The organism is Burkholderia pyrrocinia, assembly GCF_003330765.1.
GTDB classification, from domain to species: domain Bacteria; phylum Pseudomonadota; class Gammaproteobacteria; order Burkholderiales; family Burkholderiaceae; genus Burkholderia; species Burkholderia pyrrocinia_B.
Genome location: NZ_CP024903.1, coordinates 3,198,217 through 3,216,341, shown reverse-complemented (window position 1 = coordinate 3,216,341; position 18,125 = coordinate 3,198,217). Strand labels below are relative to the sequence as shown.

The following is an 18,125-nucleotide window of genomic DNA, read 5'->3' as shown; positions in this document are numbered from 1 at the left end:
ACTGGGGCGAACATGATCAGATACGCTGTTGTAGGCGCCGGATGGATATCGCAAGAAGCGTTCATGCCGGCTGTCGCGCAGACCGGAAATTCGACGATTGGTGCGTTGGTCTCCGGAAATCCTGAAGGGGCACGGAAGCTTGCGAGATTCCATGGTGTCGACACGATCGTAGGCTACGACGACTACGAGCGGATGCTGAATAGCGATATCGTCGACGCCGTCTACATCGCGGTACCCAACCCGCTTCACGCGGATTACGCGATTCGCGCGGCGCGGACCGGCAAGCACGTATTGGTCGAGAAGCCGATGGCGACCAACGTCGCGGACGCCGAAGCGATGATTGCGGCCGTCGCCGAGGCCGGCGTGTTGTTGAGCACCTGTTACCGCTTGCATCTCGAGGCAGGGACGATTGCGGCGCTGGAAGCAATCCGGGAAGGTCGCATTGGCGATCCGAAGTACTTCAGCGGGGTTTTCGGCTTTCAGTCCGCTACGGGCAACCATCGGCTGGACAGTAAAAACTGGGGTGGCCCGCTTCAAGACATCGGGATTTACTGCGTCAATGCGGCACGACACGTCTTCTCTGACGAACCCGTCGAGGCGTCGGCGATTACGACGCGTCGTTCTGGGGATCCCCGCTTCGCCGACATTGACGACGCCATTGCGGTCACCTTGCGCTTCCCCAGCGATCGAATTGCGCAGTTCTATTGCAGTTTCGGCACCGCGCCAATCGATATGTACAGGGTGCTGGGGAGCGAAGGGGACCTGACCATGGAGCCCGGTTTCAGGTTCGAGACGCCGACGCGGATGGTACTGAACGCGAAGGACGCTTCGGAGACGATGCATTTCAGGCACAGCGATCACTTTGGCGGGATGATTCAGCAATTTTCCGAATGCATTCAGAAAGGCAGCAAACCTGTGGCGAGTGTCGAAGAAGGATTGGCTGATCTGAAGGCCCTGTTGGCGATCGAGGAGTCTGCGCGTACGGGAACAGTGGTATCCGTCGAGCCGACGCGTTTCAGCCGTCGAAACCTGACGCTGGACGATGTGCGCGCCGTGCCGAGAACGGAAAAGCGGTTGCTGCTGTAGGTGTCAAGTCACGAGGCCCTGCGGGATGCACTGTTCGAGGCTCGCCCGACGAGCCTCGAATTCCTGTTGTGGATCGCGAAGCGAGGCTCGAGATTCAGTTGTAGCCGAGGATCGACACCGACCTGAGATCAGGCCGATCGGGAACATTCGCCGCGATGGAAGACATGGGTTCACGAAGAAGGACCGTGTACGGCGAGGTGCTTCGCTGGTCGGTGGTAGGCACCTTTCGATTGCTCGCCCGGGTTCCCGGGTCAGCGTTGTAAAGGGCGGTGCCGAGAACTGTCCGTGGCGTCATTGGAAGAAGGTCCAGATAGATCCGTTATTTCGAGACTCACGGTTGCCCGAGTGGTTCCCGCGTTCTACGTCATTAAAGTAGGAATGCGAATAAATAATAGGATGGAAAATGACCTTGAACCAACGAGAAATCATGATCACGGCTGTCAACATTTTCCTGACAGGAGGTGACGAACGTCTCAATGCTCAGGGCAGATGTGAGGTTATCGCCATGTTGGCTCGAGCAGATCGACCGGCGCGGGCGGATGCTCGATACCGGGTGTCGGGAGGGATTCCGGCCTCCTCTATGGTGGATCAATGAATACACGCTTTCTGGAGACGTTCGTGACGCTCGCGCAACAAGGTAGCTTCCGGGCCACGGCGCGTCTTCTCCATACTTCGCCTGCGACGATATCGACACGTATCAAGGCTTTGGAAGACGAGTTGAAGACCGTACTTGTCGATCGAACGGCGACGGACTTTCGTCTCACGCTATCGGGGGAGACTTTGTTGGCGCTGGCGAAGAATGTGGTAGACGCAGCCCGTGCACTCAAGCAGGCCGCTGGTCTCGAACTCGAGTTGCGCGGGCCGATACGTTTTGGCGTCATCGACACGATTGTTCATAGCTGGCTTTCTTTATATGTAACGCAGTTGAGAGAGCGCCTCCCGGGATTGGTGGTCGAGCTGACCGTAGATTCGAGTCCGGCATTGAAAAAGAAAATCCTGCACGGTGAACTCGACATTGCTGTCTGCGCAGAGGTAGTCGATAGCGAGAAGATCACGTCGTGCAAGATTGCAAGCTATCCGGTTCGATGGATTGTTAGCCGGGAACTGCTTTCGTGTCCAGAAGCGGATCCGGTTCGGCTTGCCCTTGAGCGGCCGGTACTGACGTTCGGAAGGGGCACGACGTCTCACCTGGCGGTGGAACGTATCGTCCGAACACTCGCCAGCGAAGTCGGCATCCCGGACGAGGCGATACGCATAACCTGTGCCTCTTCTGTCGCTGCGATCGTGCAATTGGTGCGCGATGGATATGGTGTCGGGGCAGTTCCTCGTCTTTTCGTACACGACGAACTGGAGAACGGGCACATCGCCGAGCTCGCGCTGGAGCCGCAGCCGCCCTCGATCGACGTGTCGTTATGCATGTCGGTCAATGCGTCACCGGCGGTCGTAGCGGCAGCCGACGCGGCCAGGGACGTGTGCGTCGCATACTGCAGTCGAAGGCCAGGGACGCTGATCCGGGCGGCATGACCGATCATCCCCGTTGCGTTCGTTCGGGTGGTGGGCTGGGAATCGCAGAGCGTTTGCAGTGCCGATGCGGGTACCGCAGGCGTCTCGATTGATTTTCGAGATATAGTCGCCGGTTCGTATATGACTTCCCTAGTATGAACCGGCGGCGCATTGCGATAGCCTGTCATGTTAGGGGTACCAGATGCTAGTCTGGTGCGAATTTCATGCTCGACGCTCATGCGGCTTTCGTTCCCGGTGCTGGCGCACCTGCAAGGCCGCTGATTCCGCGTGATCGGCGTGCGCGCTCGTCCCTTTCGGCAAAGAGAATTGGCGATGTTAGTCGAAGTCAGCAGATTCAGGGAATCCCAGGAGTTCGCCCTTCAGACCGTTAACTTTGCGCGGTCGATGCTCAACTGTTCGGCGGCCGTGTTTACATGGCTCGATTCGCACGACCAGCTCTTGCCGCACACCCAAATGGGATGGCCTGAAGAAACGATCAAGGACTATTACACAGTATTCGCCTCTGCCGATCCGTTGAACGTATATCGTCTGATTAAACAGCGTGCGACCGTGGTGACCCTCAAAGGGACGAAGCGCGACGACCAGCACTCCAACTGGTCGGATTACCAGAGAAAGTACGGTCTCGTAGACGAAGTCGGGTTTCTGTTTTGGGCGGGCGACACACCATTGGCGTGCCTTTCGGTCATCAAGAAGCAAGGCGACAGTCCTTTCTCGACCCCTGAGCCTTTCGGGCAGATGTACGACTACATGCAGCACAGCTTCTCGATGCTCGCATCCGTCAAGAAGGTCCAGGCAGACCACGTGTTGCGAAACGAGTATTTCCTGACGGAGCGGGAACTGGGCGTCGCGTCCCTAATGACCGCTGGCCTGTCCAACAAGGACATTGCGGAGACGCTGGGCATCGAGCTTGCCACCGTCAAGTCGCATGTCATTCGAATCCTGGGCAAGTTGGGAATCGATAGCCGAACGCAGCTTGCGGCATTCTCTGCGGATCTGGGTACTCCGGCAACGAAGTAGCCTGCATGCACCGGCGCAGTGCATTCGTCTTCGCGCCCGTTGCTTCAATAGAAATTTTTCTCATCCTTTAGATGGACGAAGGGCGTCTGGACCATACATACAATGGTTTCAAGGCCGCCGGATGTCGTCTTGACGGTCGGTACGCGCGAATCGGCGCTCACCTGTAGCGTGGCCCGACCGATTGCTTCATCGGCTTGGTACTTCACCTTCAAAGATGGCGCGGGTCAGACGTAGCTCGATCGATTCTCGGATATAAATTCGCATTCCAAAATAAATTTTAGTTCGTGAAGGATATTTGCCGAGCGTCGATCGATCGTGGTTACCGTATCAGGCATGGCTCACCAAATTGATAGAAATTCGTGATCTGTACGCATCGCGAATCACAATTGGACCTTGTCAAATTGGCGCAAGACGATGCGGGAAAGAAGCGGGCGCACGATTCGCTGGCTCAGTGAGCGGCGCGTGTACTAGTCAAAGTCAAGTTAAGGAGATGTTTCAGTGAATGATTATTCCGGACGCGTGGTTGTCGTAACCGGTGCGGGGTCTGGCATGGGCCGCGCAATGGTTCGCGAATTTGTCGCCCGAGGGGCGAACGTTGCCGCGCTTGATATCAATCTCAAAGGTGCCGTTGCAACGGTCGAGGCATTGGCGAACTCGTCGATGGCGTCCGCACATCAAGTGGATGTCAGCGACCCGCGTAGCGTTGAGGCCGCTGTAAATGCGGTGATCGAGCGCTGGGGGCACATTGATCTCCTGTGCAATAACGCCGGCATTCTGGATGGGCACGCAACGGCCCACGAGGTGAGCATCGAAGAGTGGAACCGCGTTATCGCTGTCAATCTCACGGGGCCGTTCCTGATGGCGCGCGCGGTCATTCCGCAGATGCTGAAGCAAGGCAAGGGGGCGATCGTGAACACGTCATCCACTTCGGGATTCAGTGCGGCGGGCGGTGGTACCGCATACACCGCGTCCAAACATGGTGTGATCGGCCTGACTCGACAACTCACCTTCGAATACGGCGCTCGAGGGATCCGGGTCAACACTATCTGCCCGGGCGCGACGGCGACTCCGCTGGCTATGTCCGAGCAGACGGCAGCGAATTCTCCCGACATGGAAGCGGCACTTCAGAAATTCCCGGCTCGTCGTTGGTGTCAGCCTGAAGAAATTGCCAAGCTCGCAGCCTATCTGGGTGGAGACGACGCCGACTTCGTGCATGGGAGTGAGTACGTGATGGATGGCGGTTGGCTTGCTGCCGCTCGGGATCCCTTTTAATCGAACGTCTGACGACAAGCGTGGTGTGACGCGGGCGCTTGCGCATGTTGGTGGGACAAGAGGAGCTTGTGAATGTTTTCGAATCGTGAATGGCCGGAGACAGGCATCGAAGGTTTCGAGCGTGGCTTTCAAACGGTCGATGGCGTACGGCTGCACTATGTGAGCGGTGGTAAGCCGGATGGTGACGTACTGGTACTGATCTGCGGCTTTCCTCAAAGCTGGTATGCATGGCGCAAGATCATGCCTCTGCTCGCGCATCGATATCGCATCATTGCGCCGGATCTTCCGGGACAAGGTGATTCGGATCGGCCTGCAGGTTCGCTCGATACGGTCAAGGCGGCCAAGCTCCTTCGTGGCCTGGTCGAAAAACTTGGTGTCGATCGACACGCACTTGTCGTGCACGACATCGGTGGATGGGTCGGTTATCCGTATGCGTCGATGAACGGCGATAAGGTCACTGGCCTCGCGATCCTCGACACCGGTATCCCGGGCATCAGCCTTCCGGACACGCTGCCGTGGGCTTCCGATGTTGCGTGGCGGACGTGGCATGTCGCATTTCACAACATCCCGGATCTTCCGGAGGCGCTCCTGGCCGGACGCGAGCACATCTATCTCGAGTGGTATTTGCAACGGAAGGCGGCAAATCCGCAGGTGTTCTCCCAAGCGGACTTTGAGGAATACCATCGCGTCTTTTTGACGAATGGCTTGAAGGGCGGTCTCGCATACTACCGGGCTATCTCCGTGTCTGCGGAGCAGAATCGCGAATTGAGCGCGAAGGGCAAGCTCAAGATGCCGGTTCTTGCGGTCCGCGCAGATCAGGGGTCGATGCCGGATCTGGTTCCTCAATTGCAGCAGGTTGCGGTAGATGTTCGCGGCACGATGGTCACTTCCGGTCACTACATTCCGGAGGAGGCGCCTGACGCACTTGCGAAGGAACTCGAGAATTTCTTCGGCTAGTACGGGCGGATAGGCAGGCGCCGGTTCTGACGACCGAGCTGGCGTCTGAAGATATCCGTCGCGCAGTTTGTACGGGTACGGAGTTCACGCGGCATGCTGCCGATCGAGGTCAGTGCGTCGCGGGTGCTGCGTTCCGCTCGGCGAGCGATTGCTGATCTTGAGACGAAAACGGCCTGCATCGACGAAATTCTTCAGCTTATTTAATAAGTATTCCTATTGTAATTAACTTTGAAGATTGGGGGAGGCATATGAAAAAGAAAGTCATTGCAGTGGCCGCACTGAGCGTCGTAGCGTTCTCGCAAGCAAAGGCTCAAAGTTCCGTGACGCTTTACGGGATTGTCGACACGGGTGTGGGGTACGTGCACAACAGCGGCGGGCAGAATTCGCAAGTGAGGATGTTGCCCAGCAATCTTTCTGCTTCCCTGTGGGGATTGAAGGGAACGGAGGATCTGGGTGGTGGGCTCTCGGCCATCTTTACGGTAGAGAGCGGCTTTGACGGCACGAACGGCGCACTTGCGACACCGGGCAAGTTGTTCAGCCGAGAAGCGTTCGTGGGTATTTCGAGCCCGTACGGCACCCTGACGCTTGGTCGTCAGTACGATCCCCTGACCGACCTCGAACAGCAGTTGACCGCTGACGTTTACAGCGGCTGGTTCGCTACGCCGGGTGACGTCGACAACTACGACTCGAGTGCTCGGTTCAACAACGCCGTCAAATGGGTGAGTCCGTCGTGGGGGGGCGTTTCGGCCGAGGTCATGTATGCACTCGGCGGCGTCGCCGGATCCACGGGGTCGGGGCAGACGTGGAGCGCGGCAGTCGGCTATCAAAGCACGTCGTTCAGCGTCGGCGGTGGCGTTCTCCACATCGACAACGGCAACGCAACGTTGGGCAATCGCGGCACCTCCTCGTCCGACACGCTGTTCAATTCGCCGGTGAATGCGGCCTATGCGTCAGCCCGCTCGATCAATATCGCACGGGTCGGTGCCAATTACGTTGCAGGTCCGTTCACGGTCGGCGCGGCGTATGGCTATGCCCAGTATTCGGCAGACTCCGCGTCGACGTTCACAGGTTCGGAAAAGTATCACAACGGCTCGGTCTTTGCCCAGTATCAGATGACGCCTGCGTTCCTGCTGATCGCGGGCTACAACTACACGCGCGCACTGGGGGATTCGTCTGCCAAGTACCACCAGGTGAATATCGGGGCCGACTACAGCTTGAGCAAGCGCACCGACGTCTATGCGCTCGCAGGGTATCAGCACGCGAGCGGGCAGAACGGGCAAGGTGCCGCCGAGGCCTCCATCGGTTCGTACGGAATTGCGGCGGGCAAAAGCACTCAGGAAGTTGTAGCCGTTGGCCTGCGGCACAAGTTCTGAAGCAATCTACATGAGGCGCCGCGGACCGATACGAGGACGATTCCTTTGCGAGGTCCGCGGAACCACATAGCTCCTTTTCTTTACACGAGCGTATTGGGATTTCTGAATGCCGGCATCAACTCACTCCGATGAGGATTACGCCTCCAGTCCGGTTCCTGAAGATGCAAGGACCAGTTGGGGGGGGCATATTCTTTGCTACGTTAGGTATTGCGACCGCGCTTTTCTTTGCTCAGATTGCGTCGATTATTACCGTAAGGTTTGGCGTAGTAGCGGCGCTGATCGGACTGGCTTACGGATACTGCGTTTCGACATTTGTCGGTGTGCTCCTTGTTCGTCGATCCATCGAGACAGGATTTGGCATCAATATCTGGGCCAGAACCGTGCTCGGGTATCGTGGAGCGGGATTGTTCAGCCTGGCTTACGGAGTGGCCTGCCTCACTTACTTCGTTGCAGAAGCCAGCATCATGGGAGCTTCGCTGCAGGCCCTCTTTCCTGAGGTTCCTCATGCGTTGATATACGTCTGCCTGGTCTTCGTCATGTTGCCGCTCGTGTGGTCGGGCATGAAGGTCCTTGCAAGATTCCAGACGATAAGCCTCGTGCTGTTTGTTGTGTTCGTCGTGTGGGCGATAAGAAATGCGCTTGGTACTCCAGTTGCGCGAGTCCCTCTTCCGGAGATTCAGCTTGCAGCGGACCCGTACAAAAGCTTGCTTGAGGTATTGGGCATCGTTAACGGCCTTGCCTTCATCATCGGTCTCGTGACGGCCGACTACGCAAGATTTGTACGCAGGCGAGAACTCCGAGCAGGGACGGTGTTTGTTGGAGCCTTGTTTCCGGCGTTCTGCTACGGGATCACCGGGATCTTGGGCATCTGGTTTGCCATCCAGATGCGGGAAAGCAATCCTGGCGTCTATTTCGTTTCGTTGCTGGGTGCAGGGGGGATCATTTTCGCCTGTACGACTCAGCTCAGAATCAATCTCGGAAACATCTACTCAGGCACCGTTGCCTTCGTCAACGCAGTCGAGCATCTATTCGGCGTTGCGGTCAGCAGAAGAGTCGTCATCGTTGTTTTCTGCGCGGTTGCGGCCACTGTGCTGATTTCAGATGGCACGCACTTGCTCGCGAGTGCCCTGAACTATATCGGCATGTCCATGGCTTGCTTCGTCACATTGTTGCTCGTCGATCAGTTCTGGGTCAGGCGCTCCCGGGATGGGGCCGAGGCCACACCCCAAGCGATTGAAAACTGGCGATGGACCGGATTGAGTTCATGCCTGATCGCAACCCTGTGTGGAGTGTGCGTCGGTAACGCGTCGTTTTTCCCTTCGTTGTACCAGTGGGCGACACCGTTGTCCGTGCTTGTCCAGGCAACTCTTTTTCTTGGTATCGAATCGTACTCCAGCCGACGGAGGGGAGTGTCGTCACATGCTGCCTCGAGTTAGAGGGACCACGTGAGAAATTGATCGGTGTTCCGGAGCGCGAGGCAACTTGACGCTAGCGAAGGTCACGTTCGAGGAAGATGTGAGGATGAGGAAGCGCTTCACGGAAGAGCAAATCATCGGCTTCTTGAGAGAGGCCAAGGCTGGCGAGGCGGTCCAGTATCTGTGCAGGACGTACGGTTTCAGCGATACCTCCTTCTACTCTTGGCGGGCGAAATTTGGCGTCAAGGACGGCGTCGAATCGCAAAGGGTGAAGGACCTTGAGACCGAGAACGATCGGCTACGGAAGCTATTGGCAGAAGCCTTGGCCAAGCTGGGGGCGTCGGGTATCGCTATAGACGACGTATAGATCATCCACGTCGCTCGAATCGTCGTCGTCCCGATGTCGTTGTCGTTGGCATCGTGCGATTTGTCATTCGTCGAGGTCTGTATGCAGGCCTCGGCAGTGGACTCAATGTGGAATCGAGCCATGCGAAAGATAATTCTACGTTTGTGGAAAAACCATCACCCGATCGATTCAGCGGAGGACTCTGCTTGTCAGACGGATCCCGTTCACGGATTCCAGACTGTTGAGTCGGACCGAGACAGCCTGGTTACGTACTACAGCCTCGGACAAGTAGTAGCGAGCCTGCGTTTCGACACGTGGAGCGGAAAGGTGAGTTCGAACGACCGTATTCGAACGTTATAGAATGGTCTCCGATCAGAGTTCAACTTTTCTGCGAATTTTGTAGGGAAAGGTCACCTTTTCTGCCACTTCTACGGAGGGAAATTCTCCGAAAAGGTGCCCAAGCCATTGATTCATATGGACGGGAGAGGCCACCTATTTTGCGAACCTACAAAGATCTCAATGCCAGCGACGCGCAGTAAGCATCCTTGCGAACGCCTTGTCGAACAAATGCAGAACGTGCGTGTGACGGCGCATGTACGACTGATGTCGTGACGAGTCTTGTGACGCGGCACGGAAGCCGTTTCGGCTTCATTGCCACGTCTGGATCCGGCCGCGAACGGTGCGCGTCGGGCGTGCATCCGTGATCGCAGTACCCGCGGGGTTTTCCATTATCGCGACGAAATACGTCGAGAAATGCGCAGTCTTTTTACGTATTTCACCCCATGCCGGCACGAATGAGATTTTTTTCGCCGAAGCCGGGCGATATGATTTCTTCGACCCAACACCAGATAGTGGAACCATCCGGGATCGCCCGAAGCGGCCCCGCGAGTATCGAGAGAGTCGTATGCCGGACACGCCATTCGCCATCGTTGAACGCGCCCGCAGGCGAACCGCCCAGATTCGGTTCGGCGATGTTCCTGCCGCCTTGCTGGAAGGGCCCAAGTGGGTGTGCCAGATCGTGTCCGACTGCGCGGTAGAGGCCGATGTCGAGCCGACGCAGGCCGCACGGGCGGCCGAGATGCTGGGTCGGCTGAGGCCCGCGAACGTCGCGTTGGCCGGTCGAGTTGCGCGCGCGAGTGGCTGGCTGGCCCGTTCGGTGCTCGATGCGGACGACCGTTGCCGGGCGTATGCCCACTTGGGCACCGACCGGATCATCGAGATGGTCGGCATGCCGGGCGTCGGCCCCTGGCTCGCCGAGCGCGATACGTGGTGGCCCGGCACGTATGAACTGCCGCTGCTCGAGCAATTGCCCGCGACCGTGAAGCCGCTGCTCGACGTGCTCGGCGTGACCGCTTCCGCGTATCTGCTGATGAGCCTGACCGCGATCGACGGCACCGCGCTCGTGACCGAATCGGACGATGGCATCGAGCGCCCGTTCCGCATACCTGCAGGTGTGGACACGATCCATTTCGCACCGGTCTGCATCGACGGGCCGGCCGAACAATGGCGCGAAGCACTCGTCGCAGCACTTGACGGCGTCCGGCGTCTCGTCGGGCTCAAGTCTGCCCGCCCGTTCTACCTTTGAATTCGATGCAGCCCATCCGCCAGGCAACGCCATGACCGACGTACTCGACGCCTTCGACCGCAAGATCCTGTCCATCGTCCAGCGGGATTGCACCGCGACCGCTGATGCCATCGCCGAGCGCATCGGCTTGTCCACGTCCGCCGTGCAGAAACGGCTGAAGCGGATGCGCAATGAAAAGATCATCTCGGCGGAAATCGCGGTAGTCGATCGCGCGGCGGTCGGGCGCCCGATGACCTTCATCGCCGGGATCGAAATCGAACGCGAAAACTACGAGACGATCGCGAAATTCCGCGAGTGGTCGAAATCGCAGGACGAGATCCAGCAGATCTATTACGTGACCGGCTCCGTCGACCTGATCGCGATCATCACCGCCGCCGACGTCGAAGCATACGACCGTCTGTCCCTGCGGATCATGCAGAGCAATCCGATGATCCGCCGGATCAACACGAACGTCGTGCTGAGTCCGATCAAGATCGGACTGTTTGTTCCGGTGGAAAAGGACGCCGACGACGAGCCGCCCGCCGGCTGACGCGCGAGGACGGCCTACTCGGCCGTCCTCCGTAACGAATCGCAAGCGGCGCGTCTTGATATCGGTCGAAACGCATAATTTGTCGATCAATTCGCAGGACTAACATATTTCCTGAATTCACTGAACAGGAGATGATCGAGATGGAACTCAAGCTGGCACTGATCGGCTTCGGCGGAGTCAATCAAGGACTCGTCGAGCTGCTCAAGAAGAAGAACGCGATGCTGTCGGCCGCGGGGCTCGACGTATCGGTCACGATGGTCGCCGACCTGCGGCTCGGGATCGCGACGAATTCCCGAGGCATCGATCTGGGTGTGCTCGACGAAACCGCGCGGCGCGGTGTCGATGCCGGTGCGTTGCACCGCGACCCCGGCACGCTGGTGTCGCCGGACGTCAGCCTCGGCGCGGTGCTGAAGGCGATCGCGTCGGAGCATGTCGATGTCGTCGTCGAAGCGACCTTCACCGACCCGAATACGGGCGAACCGGCGCTGTCGCACTGCCGAACCGCACTCGAATGCGGCAAGCACGTGATCACCACCAACAAGGGGCCGATCGCGCTCGCACAGCATGCGCTGACGCGGATTGCCGCGCAGTCGGGCGCGTGCCTCAAGTACGAAGGCACGGTGATGAGCGGCACGCCGGTGCTGCGCCAGCTCGCGACGACGCTGCGCGGCTGCGACGTGAATGGCTTCGCCGGCATCCTGAACGGTACGTCGAACTTCGTGCTCGGGCAGGTCGAGGCCGGCGCGAGCTTCGACGCGGCGATCAAGGAGGCTCAGCAGCGCGGTTACGCGGAGGCGAATCCCGCAGCCGACGTCAATGGCTCGGACGTGCAGCTGAAGGTTGTCATTCTCGCGAACACGCTGTGGAACGCGGGCCTCAAGCGCGGCGACGTGACGTGCCGCGGCATCGTCGAACTGACCGAGGACGATGTGCGCGCCGCGGCGGCCGAGGGGATGTCGTGGCGATTGATCGGTTCGGCGACGCGTCATCCGGACGGCACGGTGACTGCGAGCGTCGAGCCGCGCAAGCTGCCGGCCGGCCATCCGCTGCGCGCCGCGAACGGTGTGACGAATGCGATCACGTTCGATACCGACGTGCTCGGCGGCGTGACGATCAGCGGGCCCGGCGCAGGCCGCGAGGAGACCGCTTTCGCGATCCTGTCGGACCTGATCGAACTGGGCGACCGCATCGGTGCCGCCGCATCGGAGGTGCTCGCATGACCGCGCGCGATGCAGTGATCGGCGATCTCGCGACGGCCGGTGTGGCCGACGTCCGGTCGCCGTATGACGGGGCGGTCGTCGGCACGGTTCGCCTGTCGCCGGTCGAGGCGGCGCCGGCGATCGTCGAGCGGGCGCTCGCCGGCGCAATCGTGGCCGAGTCGCTCGCACGCAGCCGGCGTTCCGACATCCTGTTTCGTGCGGCGGCTCTCGTCGAGGCGCGCGCAGAGACGCTCGCGCGCACGATTGCGCTCGAAGCGGGCAAGCCGCTCAGGCAGGCGCGCAAGGAGGTCGCGCGTTGCGTGAATACACTGCGCCTGTCCGGCGAAGAGGCGAAACGCCTGGTCGGCGAGACGATCCCGTTCGATGCGTATCCGGGTTCCGAGGATCGCAGCGGCTTTTACACGCTGGCGCCGCTCGGCGTGATTCTCGCGATCACGCCGTTCAACGATCCGCTGAACCTGGTCGCGCACAAGCTCGGGCCGGCGATCGCGACCGGCAATGCCGTGATCCTGAAACCATCGCTGCTTGCACCGCTCTCCGCGCAGGCGCTCGTCGAGATCATGTGGGAAGCCGGTGCGCCGCACGACGCGCTGCAGATCGTGCACGGCGGTGCGGAGATCGCGTCCGCGCTGGTGCGCGACCGGCGGATCCGAATGGTGACCTTCACGGGCGGCCCGGCAACCGGCGAGGCGATCGCGCGCGACGCGGGGCTCAAGAAGATCGCGATGGATCTCGGCGGCAACGCACCGGTGATCGTGATGGCCGACTGCGACCTGAAGGACGCCGCCGAATCATGCGTGTCGGGCGCGTTCTGGGCCGCGGGCCAGAACTGCATCGGCACGCAGCGGGTCTTCGTCGCCGAGGCCGCGTACGAGCCGTTCGTCCGCTACTTCGTCGAGCTGACCCGCAAGATGGTCGTCGGCGATCCGCTCGACGACGCGACGGACATGGGGCCGATGATCGGCGAGGAACAGGCGATCCGGATCGAACGCTGGATCGACGAAGCGGTGGCGGGCGGTGCGACGGTGCTGACCGGCCATCGCCGGCGCGGCGCGCTGGTCGAGCCGACGGTGCTCGTCGACGTACCGTGCGACGCGCGCGTGTGGACCGACGAAGTGTTCGCGCCGGTCGTGACGATCACGAAATTCACCGATCTGCAGCAGGCACTCGATGCTGCGAACGCGTCCGAAAGCAGCCTGCACGCGGGCGTGTTCACGAGTCGGCTGGAGATTGCGCTCGGCGCGGCAGAGCGCCTGCAGGCGGGCGGCGTGATGATCAACGATTCGTCCGACTACCGTTTCGACGGCATGCCGTTCGGCGGATTCAAGTATGGGTCGCTGGGCCGCGAAGGCGTGCGGTTCGCGATGACGGAGATGACGCAGCCGAAAGTGGTCTGCTTCAGGCGCAACCGGGTGCTGTCGAACTGACGCGAGGCGCCGGCGCGTGGGGCGCCGGCACCTCGCGGACCGGGGCGGTGTGCAACGTATCGAAGAGGGAGTCGGGGATGCCAGCAGTAATTCCTGCGTGCAAGCCAGCGGCCGACGTGCTGGTGGTCGAGGATATTCACAAGTCGTTCGGTGGCGTCGAGGTGCTGAAAGGCATCTCGCTGACCGCGAGAAATCACGAGGTCGTGTCGATCCTCGGAAGCAGCGGATCGGGCAAGAGCACGTTCCTCAGGTGCATCAACCTGCTGGAAACACCCGATCGAGGCCGGATCAGCGTGAACGGCGAGACGCTCGCGCTGAAGCCGGCGGGCCGGGACGGCGCGCTCGTCGCGGCCGATCCAAGCCAGGTGATGCGGGTGCGCCGCAAGCTCGCGATGGTGTTCCAGCAGTTCAACCTGTGGGCGCACATGACGGTGCTGCAGAACGTGATGTTCGTGCCGATGCGCGTGCTCGGCGTGCCGAAGCGCGACGCGCGCGACAAGGCGATCGCGATGCTCGATCGTGTCGGGCTCGCGGGCAAGTGCGAGCACTACCCGAACCAGTTGTCGGGCGGCCAGCAGCAGCGCGTCGCCATTGCACGTGCGCTCGCGACCGATCCCGAAGTGATGCTGTTCGACGAACCGACGTCGGCGCTCGATCCCGAGCTCGTCGGCGAAGTGCTGAAGGTGATGCGCTCGCTCGCCGACGAGGGCCGCACGATGCTGGTCGTCACGCACGAGATGGGCTTTGCGCGCGAGGTCGCGAACCGCGTCGTGTTCGTCCACCAGGGGCGGATCGAGGAGGACGGCAGTCCTGACGAAGTGTTCGCGAACCAGAAATCGCCGCGGTTCCAGAAGTTTCTGTCCAGCATCATCTGATGCGGATCCATTGCCAACCGAAGGGGAAATCATGAAGAAACTGCTTCAGTCGCTGTGCGTGGGCGCGGCCTTGCTCGGATCCGTCGCGCATGCCGAACAGGTCGTGCGGGTCGGCACGCTCGCCGATTACGCGCCGTTCGAATACAAGGACGCGTCCGGCAAGCTGCAGGGCATGGAGATCGACGTCGGCAAGAAGATGTGCGACGCGATGAAGGTCAAGTGCCAGTGGGTGACCATGGATTTCGACGCGCTGATTCCGGCGCTGAAGGCCAGGCAGATCGATGCGGTGCTCGCGCAGATGTCGAAGACGCCGGAGCGCGAGCAGTCGGTCGACTTCACGCGCATCTTCACGACGGCGCCGGTGCAGTTCGTCGCGAAGCAGGGTTCGGGCATCACCGACAACCCGGCCGCGCTGCGCGGCAAGACGATCGGCGTGCAGACCGCATCGACGCATGAATCCTATCTGCGCCGCCGGCTGCCGGCGAGCAAGTCGGGGGTCAACGTGAAGGTCTACCAGACCCTCGACGAGGCGTGGCTCGATCTCGAGGCCGGCCGCGTCGACGCCGTGCTGGCGGACAACACGGTGGCCTACGACTGGCTGGAAAAGGCCGGCAAGAAGGAGGGCTTCGATTTCGTCGGCAAGCCGATTGTCGACATGGAGATCTTCGGCGACGGCACGGCGATCGCCGTGCGCAAGGGTGACGCGCCGCTGAAGACGCTGTTCGACAAGGGCATCGCGCAGGTGCAGGCCGACGGCACGTTCTCGGCCGCCAACAAGCGCTATTTCCCGTTCAGCATCGCGCCGCAATAACCGCGCATCCGGATCGAGCAGCCGCCGGGCGGCGGCGCGCGCACGGTCCGCGCCTCACAAGGAGCGATACCACGATGGACATGTTGGTGAACTACGGCGCCCAGATCGCGGCGGGCGCGCTCGTCACGCTGGAGCTTGCGGTGGCCGCGCTGTGCGTCGGCATGCTGCTCGGCATCGCCGGCGCATCGGCGAAGCTGTCGAGCATCCGCTGGCTGAGCGGCGCGACCTACGCGGTGACCAATTTCCTGCGCGGCATTCCCGAATTCCTGATCCTGCTGATTTGCTACTTCGGGCTGTCGCGGATGCTGAACACGCATTTCGATGGCGCGATCACGGTCAGTCCGTTCTCGGCCGGCGTGATCGCGCTCGCGCTGGTGTTCGGCGCCTATTCGTCGGAGATGTTCCGCGGCGCGTTCCTTGCGGTGCCGGCCGGGCAGATCGAGGCGGCGCGCGCGTACGGGATGACGCGCCTGCAGACGCTGTGGTTCGTCCGCCTGCCGCAGGCGTGGCGGATCTGCCTGCCGAGCCTGAACAACATGTGGCAGAACCTGCTGAAGGACACCTCGCTCGTGTCGATCGTCGGGCTCGAGGACATGCTGCGCAAGGCCAACATCGCCGCGCAGTTCACCAAGCAGCCGTTCGTCTTCTACATGGCGGTCGGTCTCGTCTACTTCGGCTTTCTCGCCGTCTCCAACCCCGCGTTCGCGTGGCTCGAACGTGTCGCGGGTCGTGGCTACGCGAAGCGCACCTGAACAGGACCTGCCATGAACGACCTTCTTTCCCTGCTCGCCCAGTCCGGCCCGGACATCGTGCGCGGCGTGTGGATCACGCTGCAGTTGCTGGTGCTGTCGTGCGCGCTCGCATTCGCGCTCGCGGTGCCGCTCGCCATCGCGCGCACCTCGGAGAGCCGCTGGCTGTCCACGCCGAGCCGCCTCTTCATGTCGGTGTTCCGCGGCACGCCGCTGCTCGTGCAGATCTTCGTGCTGTATTACGGGCTCGCGCAGTTCTCGGTCGTGCGCGCGTCGCCGCTGTGGCTGCTGGTCGGCGGCTCGTTCTCGTGCGCGTTGTGTGCGCTGACGCTCAACCTTGCTGCCTACATGGCGGAAGACATCCGCGGCGGGATCGCCGGCGTGCCCGCCGGTGAAAAGGAGGCTGCACTCGCGTTCGGGATGAGCCGATTCATGCTGACCTGGTACGTGGTCGTGCCGCGCGCGATCGGCATCGTCGCGCCGACGCTCGGCAACGAGATCGTGCTGCAGCTCAAGTCGACCGCGCTCGCGAGCACGATCACCGTGCTCGACCTGACGGGCGTCGCGCGGCGCATTTCGATCGAAACCTATACGACCGATGCGCTGATGCTCGCCGGCATCGTGTACGTCGGCATCACGGCGGTGCTGTCGACCGCGCTGAGATACGTGGAAGGCTCGCTGAACCGGCATCTGGGACGCGTACGCGTCTAGCGCGGTGCGGCATGTACGGAATACATCGAACGATCCGAGGACGATATGGGATACAAGCTTGAAACGCTGGCGCTTGCCGCCGACCGCGACGTGACCGACGAGAAGACGGTCGCGCCAGCCATCCATTATTCGGCCGTGTTCAAGGCCGCCGGCAGCGAGGAATTCGCGGAGATGTCGAGCGTGCCGCAGCATCCGCGCAACTACACGCGCTACGGCAACCCCGTCCACGAACGCGTGAAGGCGATCATGGCCGAGCTCGAAGGCACGGAGACTGCGCTCGTCACCGCCTCCGGGATGGGTGCGATTACGACGGCGATCCTCAGCGTCGTGAAGGCGGGCGATCACGTGATCGGCCAGACGCGTCATTACATGAGCACGACAAAGATGCTCGACGACATGCTGCGCAAGTTCGGCGTGGACGTGACGTTCGTCGACCAGGCCGACCCCGCCGCGTTCGACCGCGCGATCCGTCCGAACACGCGGCTGATCGTGCTCGAGACGCCGGTCAATCCGCTGCTGCTCGTGACCGACATCGCTGCGGTGACGGAGATCGCGCGGGCACGCGGCATCCTGACGCTTGCGGACAACACGTTCGCGTCGCCGGTCAACCAGCAACCGCACCGGCTCGGCGTCGACATCGTCGTGCACAGTGCGACCAAGTACCTCGGCGGCCATCACGACCTCACCGGCGGCGTGATCTGCACGAGCCGCGTGCTCGCCGAGCAGATCTGGCATACGCACATCACGCTTGGCTCGGTGCTGTCGCCGATGGACGCCTGGCTGCTGCTGCGCGGGCTGCGCACGCTGCCGCTGCGGGTCGAGCGGATCAATGCGAATGCGCTGGCGCTCGCCGAATTCCTCGAAGGTCAGCCGAAGGTCGAGCGCGTGTTCTACCCGGGCCTGCGCAGCCATCCGCAGCACGCGCTCGCGTGCCGGCAGATGAGCGGCTTCGGCGGGGTGGTTGCGTTCGGCGTGCGGGGCGGCTACGACGACGCGCAGCGTTTCGTCGAGGCGCTGCGCGTGCCGCTGAACGCGGGCAACCTCGGCGGCGTCGATTCGCTTGCGATCCACACGGCGGCGATGTGGGCCGGCACGATGTCCGCGGAGCAGATGCGCGCGGCGGACATTCCGCTCAACTTCATCCGCTATTCGGTCGGCATCGAGCACGTCGACGACCTGAAGGCGGACCTCGCGCAGGCGCTCGAACGCCTCTGATCTTTCGGCTTAC

The 18,125-nt window shown here is 61.3% G+C and carries 16 protein-coding genes and 1 pseudogene; all 17 read left to right on the top strand.

The features are described from left to right. Positions 1–12 precede the first annotated feature (12 nt). The 17 genes and pseudogenes from CUJ89_RS32250 to CUJ89_RS32170 all read left to right on the top strand — a co-directional run bounded on the left by CUJ89_RS32250 (position 13) and on the right by CUJ89_RS32170 (position 18,112). The gene (locus tag CUJ89_RS32250; RefSeq protein WP_114181271.1) at positions 13–1,086 is read left to right on the top strand and encodes a Gfo/Idh/MocA family protein; all 1,074 of its coding nucleotides are present in this window, start codon (positions 13–15) and stop codon (positions 1,084–1,086) included. Between the two features lie 591 nt (positions 1,087–1,677). Beyond that, a complete protein-coding gene (locus tag CUJ89_RS32245; protein WP_114181270.1) occupies positions 1,678–2,610 on the top strand; it encodes a LysR family transcriptional regulator in 933 nt (310 codons plus the stop codon). Positions 2,611–2,922: 312 nt separating this feature from the next. Next, positions 2,923–3,627 carry a response regulator transcription factor gene (locus tag CUJ89_RS32240; RefSeq protein WP_114181269.1) on the top strand — a complete coding sequence of 235 codons (705 nt, stop codon included), beginning with the start codon at positions 2,923–2,925 and terminating at the stop codon, positions 3,625–3,627. Between the two features lie 498 nt (positions 3,628–4,125). Next, the gene (locus CUJ89_RS32235; RefSeq protein WP_114181268.1) at positions 4,126–4,899 is read left to right on the top strand and encodes an SDR family NAD(P)-dependent oxidoreductase; all 774 of its coding nucleotides are present in this window, start codon (positions 4,126–4,128) and stop codon (positions 4,897–4,899) included. 72 nt (positions 4,900–4,971) lie between these two features. After that, positions 4,972–5,856 carry an alpha/beta fold hydrolase gene (locus CUJ89_RS32230; RefSeq protein ID WP_114181267.1) on the top strand — a complete coding sequence of 295 codons (885 nt, stop codon included), beginning with the start codon at positions 4,972–4,974 and terminating at the stop codon, positions 5,854–5,856. A 248-nt stretch (positions 5,857–6,104) separates the two neighbouring features. After that, positions 6,105–7,229, top strand: a complete 1,125-nt coding sequence (locus CUJ89_RS32225) for a porin (protein WP_114181266.1) — start codon at positions 6,105–6,107, stop codon at positions 7,227–7,229. A 161-nt stretch (positions 7,230–7,390) separates the two neighbouring features. Next, positions 7,391–8,665 (top strand): hypothetical protein, encoded by a 1,275-nt coding sequence (locus tag CUJ89_RS32220; RefSeq protein ID WP_152036684.1) that lies wholly within the window; start codon positions 7,391–7,393, stop codon positions 8,663–8,665. An 85-nt stretch (positions 8,666–8,750) separates the two neighbouring features. Continuing rightward, positions 8,751–8,969, top strand: a pseudogene (locus tag CUJ89_RS32215) (transposase); the annotation flags it as partial. A gap of 721 nt (positions 8,970–9,690) precedes the next feature. Then, positions 9,691–10,575 carry a hypothetical protein gene (locus tag CUJ89_RS32210; RefSeq protein ID WP_236655019.1) on the top strand — a complete coding sequence of 295 codons (885 nt, stop codon included), beginning with the start codon at positions 9,691–9,693 and terminating at the stop codon, positions 10,573–10,575. Continuing rightward, positions 10,520–11,104, top strand: a complete 585-nt coding sequence (locus CUJ89_RS32205; protein ID WP_236655018.1) for an Lrp/AsnC family transcriptional regulator — start codon at positions 10,520–10,522, stop codon at positions 11,102–11,104. The genes CUJ89_RS32210 and CUJ89_RS32205 overlap by 56 nt, the downstream gene beginning before the upstream one ends. A 140-nt stretch (positions 11,105–11,244) precedes the next feature. Continuing rightward, entirely contained in the window at positions 11,245–12,324 is a 1,080-nt protein-coding gene (locus CUJ89_RS32200; RefSeq protein WP_114181682.1) for a homoserine dehydrogenase, read from the top strand. Then, positions 12,321–13,751, top strand: a complete 1,431-nt coding sequence (locus CUJ89_RS32195) for an aldehyde dehydrogenase family protein (RefSeq protein ID WP_114181261.1) — start codon at positions 12,321–12,323, stop codon at positions 13,749–13,751. Before CUJ89_RS32200 ends, CUJ89_RS32195 begins: the two co-directional genes overlap by 4 nt. Positions 13,752–13,828: 77 nt before the next feature. Then, on the top strand, positions 13,829–14,626 hold the full coding sequence (locus CUJ89_RS32190; protein WP_114181260.1) for an ABC transporter ATP-binding protein: 798 nt from the start codon (positions 13,829–13,831) through the stop codon (positions 14,624–14,626). A gap of 31 nt (positions 14,627–14,657) precedes the next feature. Beyond that, positions 14,658–15,437, top strand: a complete 780-nt coding sequence (locus tag CUJ89_RS32185; RefSeq protein WP_114181259.1) for a transporter substrate-binding domain-containing protein — start codon at positions 14,658–14,660, stop codon at positions 15,435–15,437. 74 nt (positions 15,438–15,511) lie between these two features. Beyond that, complete coding sequence (locus tag CUJ89_RS32180) at positions 15,512–16,189, top strand: ABC transporter permease (protein WP_114181258.1); 678 nt, start codon at positions 15,512–15,514, stop codon at positions 16,187–16,189. 12 nt (positions 16,190–16,201) lie between these two features. Then, a complete protein-coding gene (locus CUJ89_RS32175) occupies positions 16,202–16,897 on the top strand; it encodes an ABC transporter permease (protein ID WP_114181257.1) in 696 nt (231 codons plus the stop codon). A gap of 45 nt (positions 16,898–16,942) precedes the next feature. Further along, positions 16,943–18,112 (top strand): trans-sulfuration enzyme family protein, encoded by a 1,170-nt coding sequence (locus CUJ89_RS32170; protein WP_114181256.1) that lies wholly within the window; start codon positions 16,943–16,945, stop codon positions 18,110–18,112. Positions 18,113–18,125 lie beyond the last annotated feature (13 nt).

Bases quoted from the DNA above. Each gene is read 5' to 3' on its own strand.
- CUJ89_RS32250 (WP_114181271.1), top strand. From the start codon at position 13: ATGATCAGATACGCTGTTGTAGGCGCCGGATGGATATCGCAAGAAGCG.
- CUJ89_RS32245 (WP_114181270.1), top strand. From the start codon at position 1,678: ATGAATACACGCTTTCTGGAGACGTTCGTGACGCTCGCGCAACAAGGT.
- CUJ89_RS32240 (WP_114181269.1), top strand. From the start codon at position 2,923: ATGTTAGTCGAAGTCAGCAGATTCAGGGAATCCCAGGAGTTCGCCCTT.
- CUJ89_RS32230 (WP_114181267.1), top strand. From the start codon at position 4,972: ATGTTTTCGAATCGTGAATGGCCGGAGACAGGCATCGAAGGTTTCGAG.
- CUJ89_RS32225 (WP_114181266.1), top strand. From the start codon at position 6,105: ATGAAAAAGAAAGTCATTGCAGTGGCCGCACTGAGCGTCGTAGCGTTC.
- CUJ89_RS32220 (WP_152036684.1), top strand. From the start codon at position 7,391: ATGCAAGGACCAGTTGGGGGGGGCATATTCTTTGCTACGTTAGGTATT.
- CUJ89_RS32200 (WP_114181682.1), top strand. From the start codon at position 11,245: ATGGAACTCAAGCTGGCACTGATCGGCTTCGGCGGAGTCAATCAAGGA.
- CUJ89_RS32195 (WP_114181261.1), top strand. From the start codon at position 12,321: ATGACCGCGCGCGATGCAGTGATCGGCGATCTCGCGACGGCCGGTGTG.
- CUJ89_RS32190 (WP_114181260.1), top strand. From the start codon at position 13,829: ATGCCAGCAGTAATTCCTGCGTGCAAGCCAGCGGCCGACGTGCTGGTG.
- CUJ89_RS32185 (WP_114181259.1), top strand. From the start codon at position 14,658: ATGAAGAAACTGCTTCAGTCGCTGTGCGTGGGCGCGGCCTTGCTCGGA.
- CUJ89_RS32180 (WP_114181258.1), top strand. From the start codon at position 15,512: ATGGACATGTTGGTGAACTACGGCGCCCAGATCGCGGCGGGCGCGCTC.
- CUJ89_RS32175 (WP_114181257.1), top strand. From the start codon at position 16,202: ATGAACGACCTTCTTTCCCTGCTCGCCCAGTCCGGCCCGGACATCGTG.
- CUJ89_RS32170 (WP_114181256.1), top strand. From the start codon at position 16,943: ATGGGATACAAGCTTGAAACGCTGGCGCTTGCCGCCGACCGCGACGTG.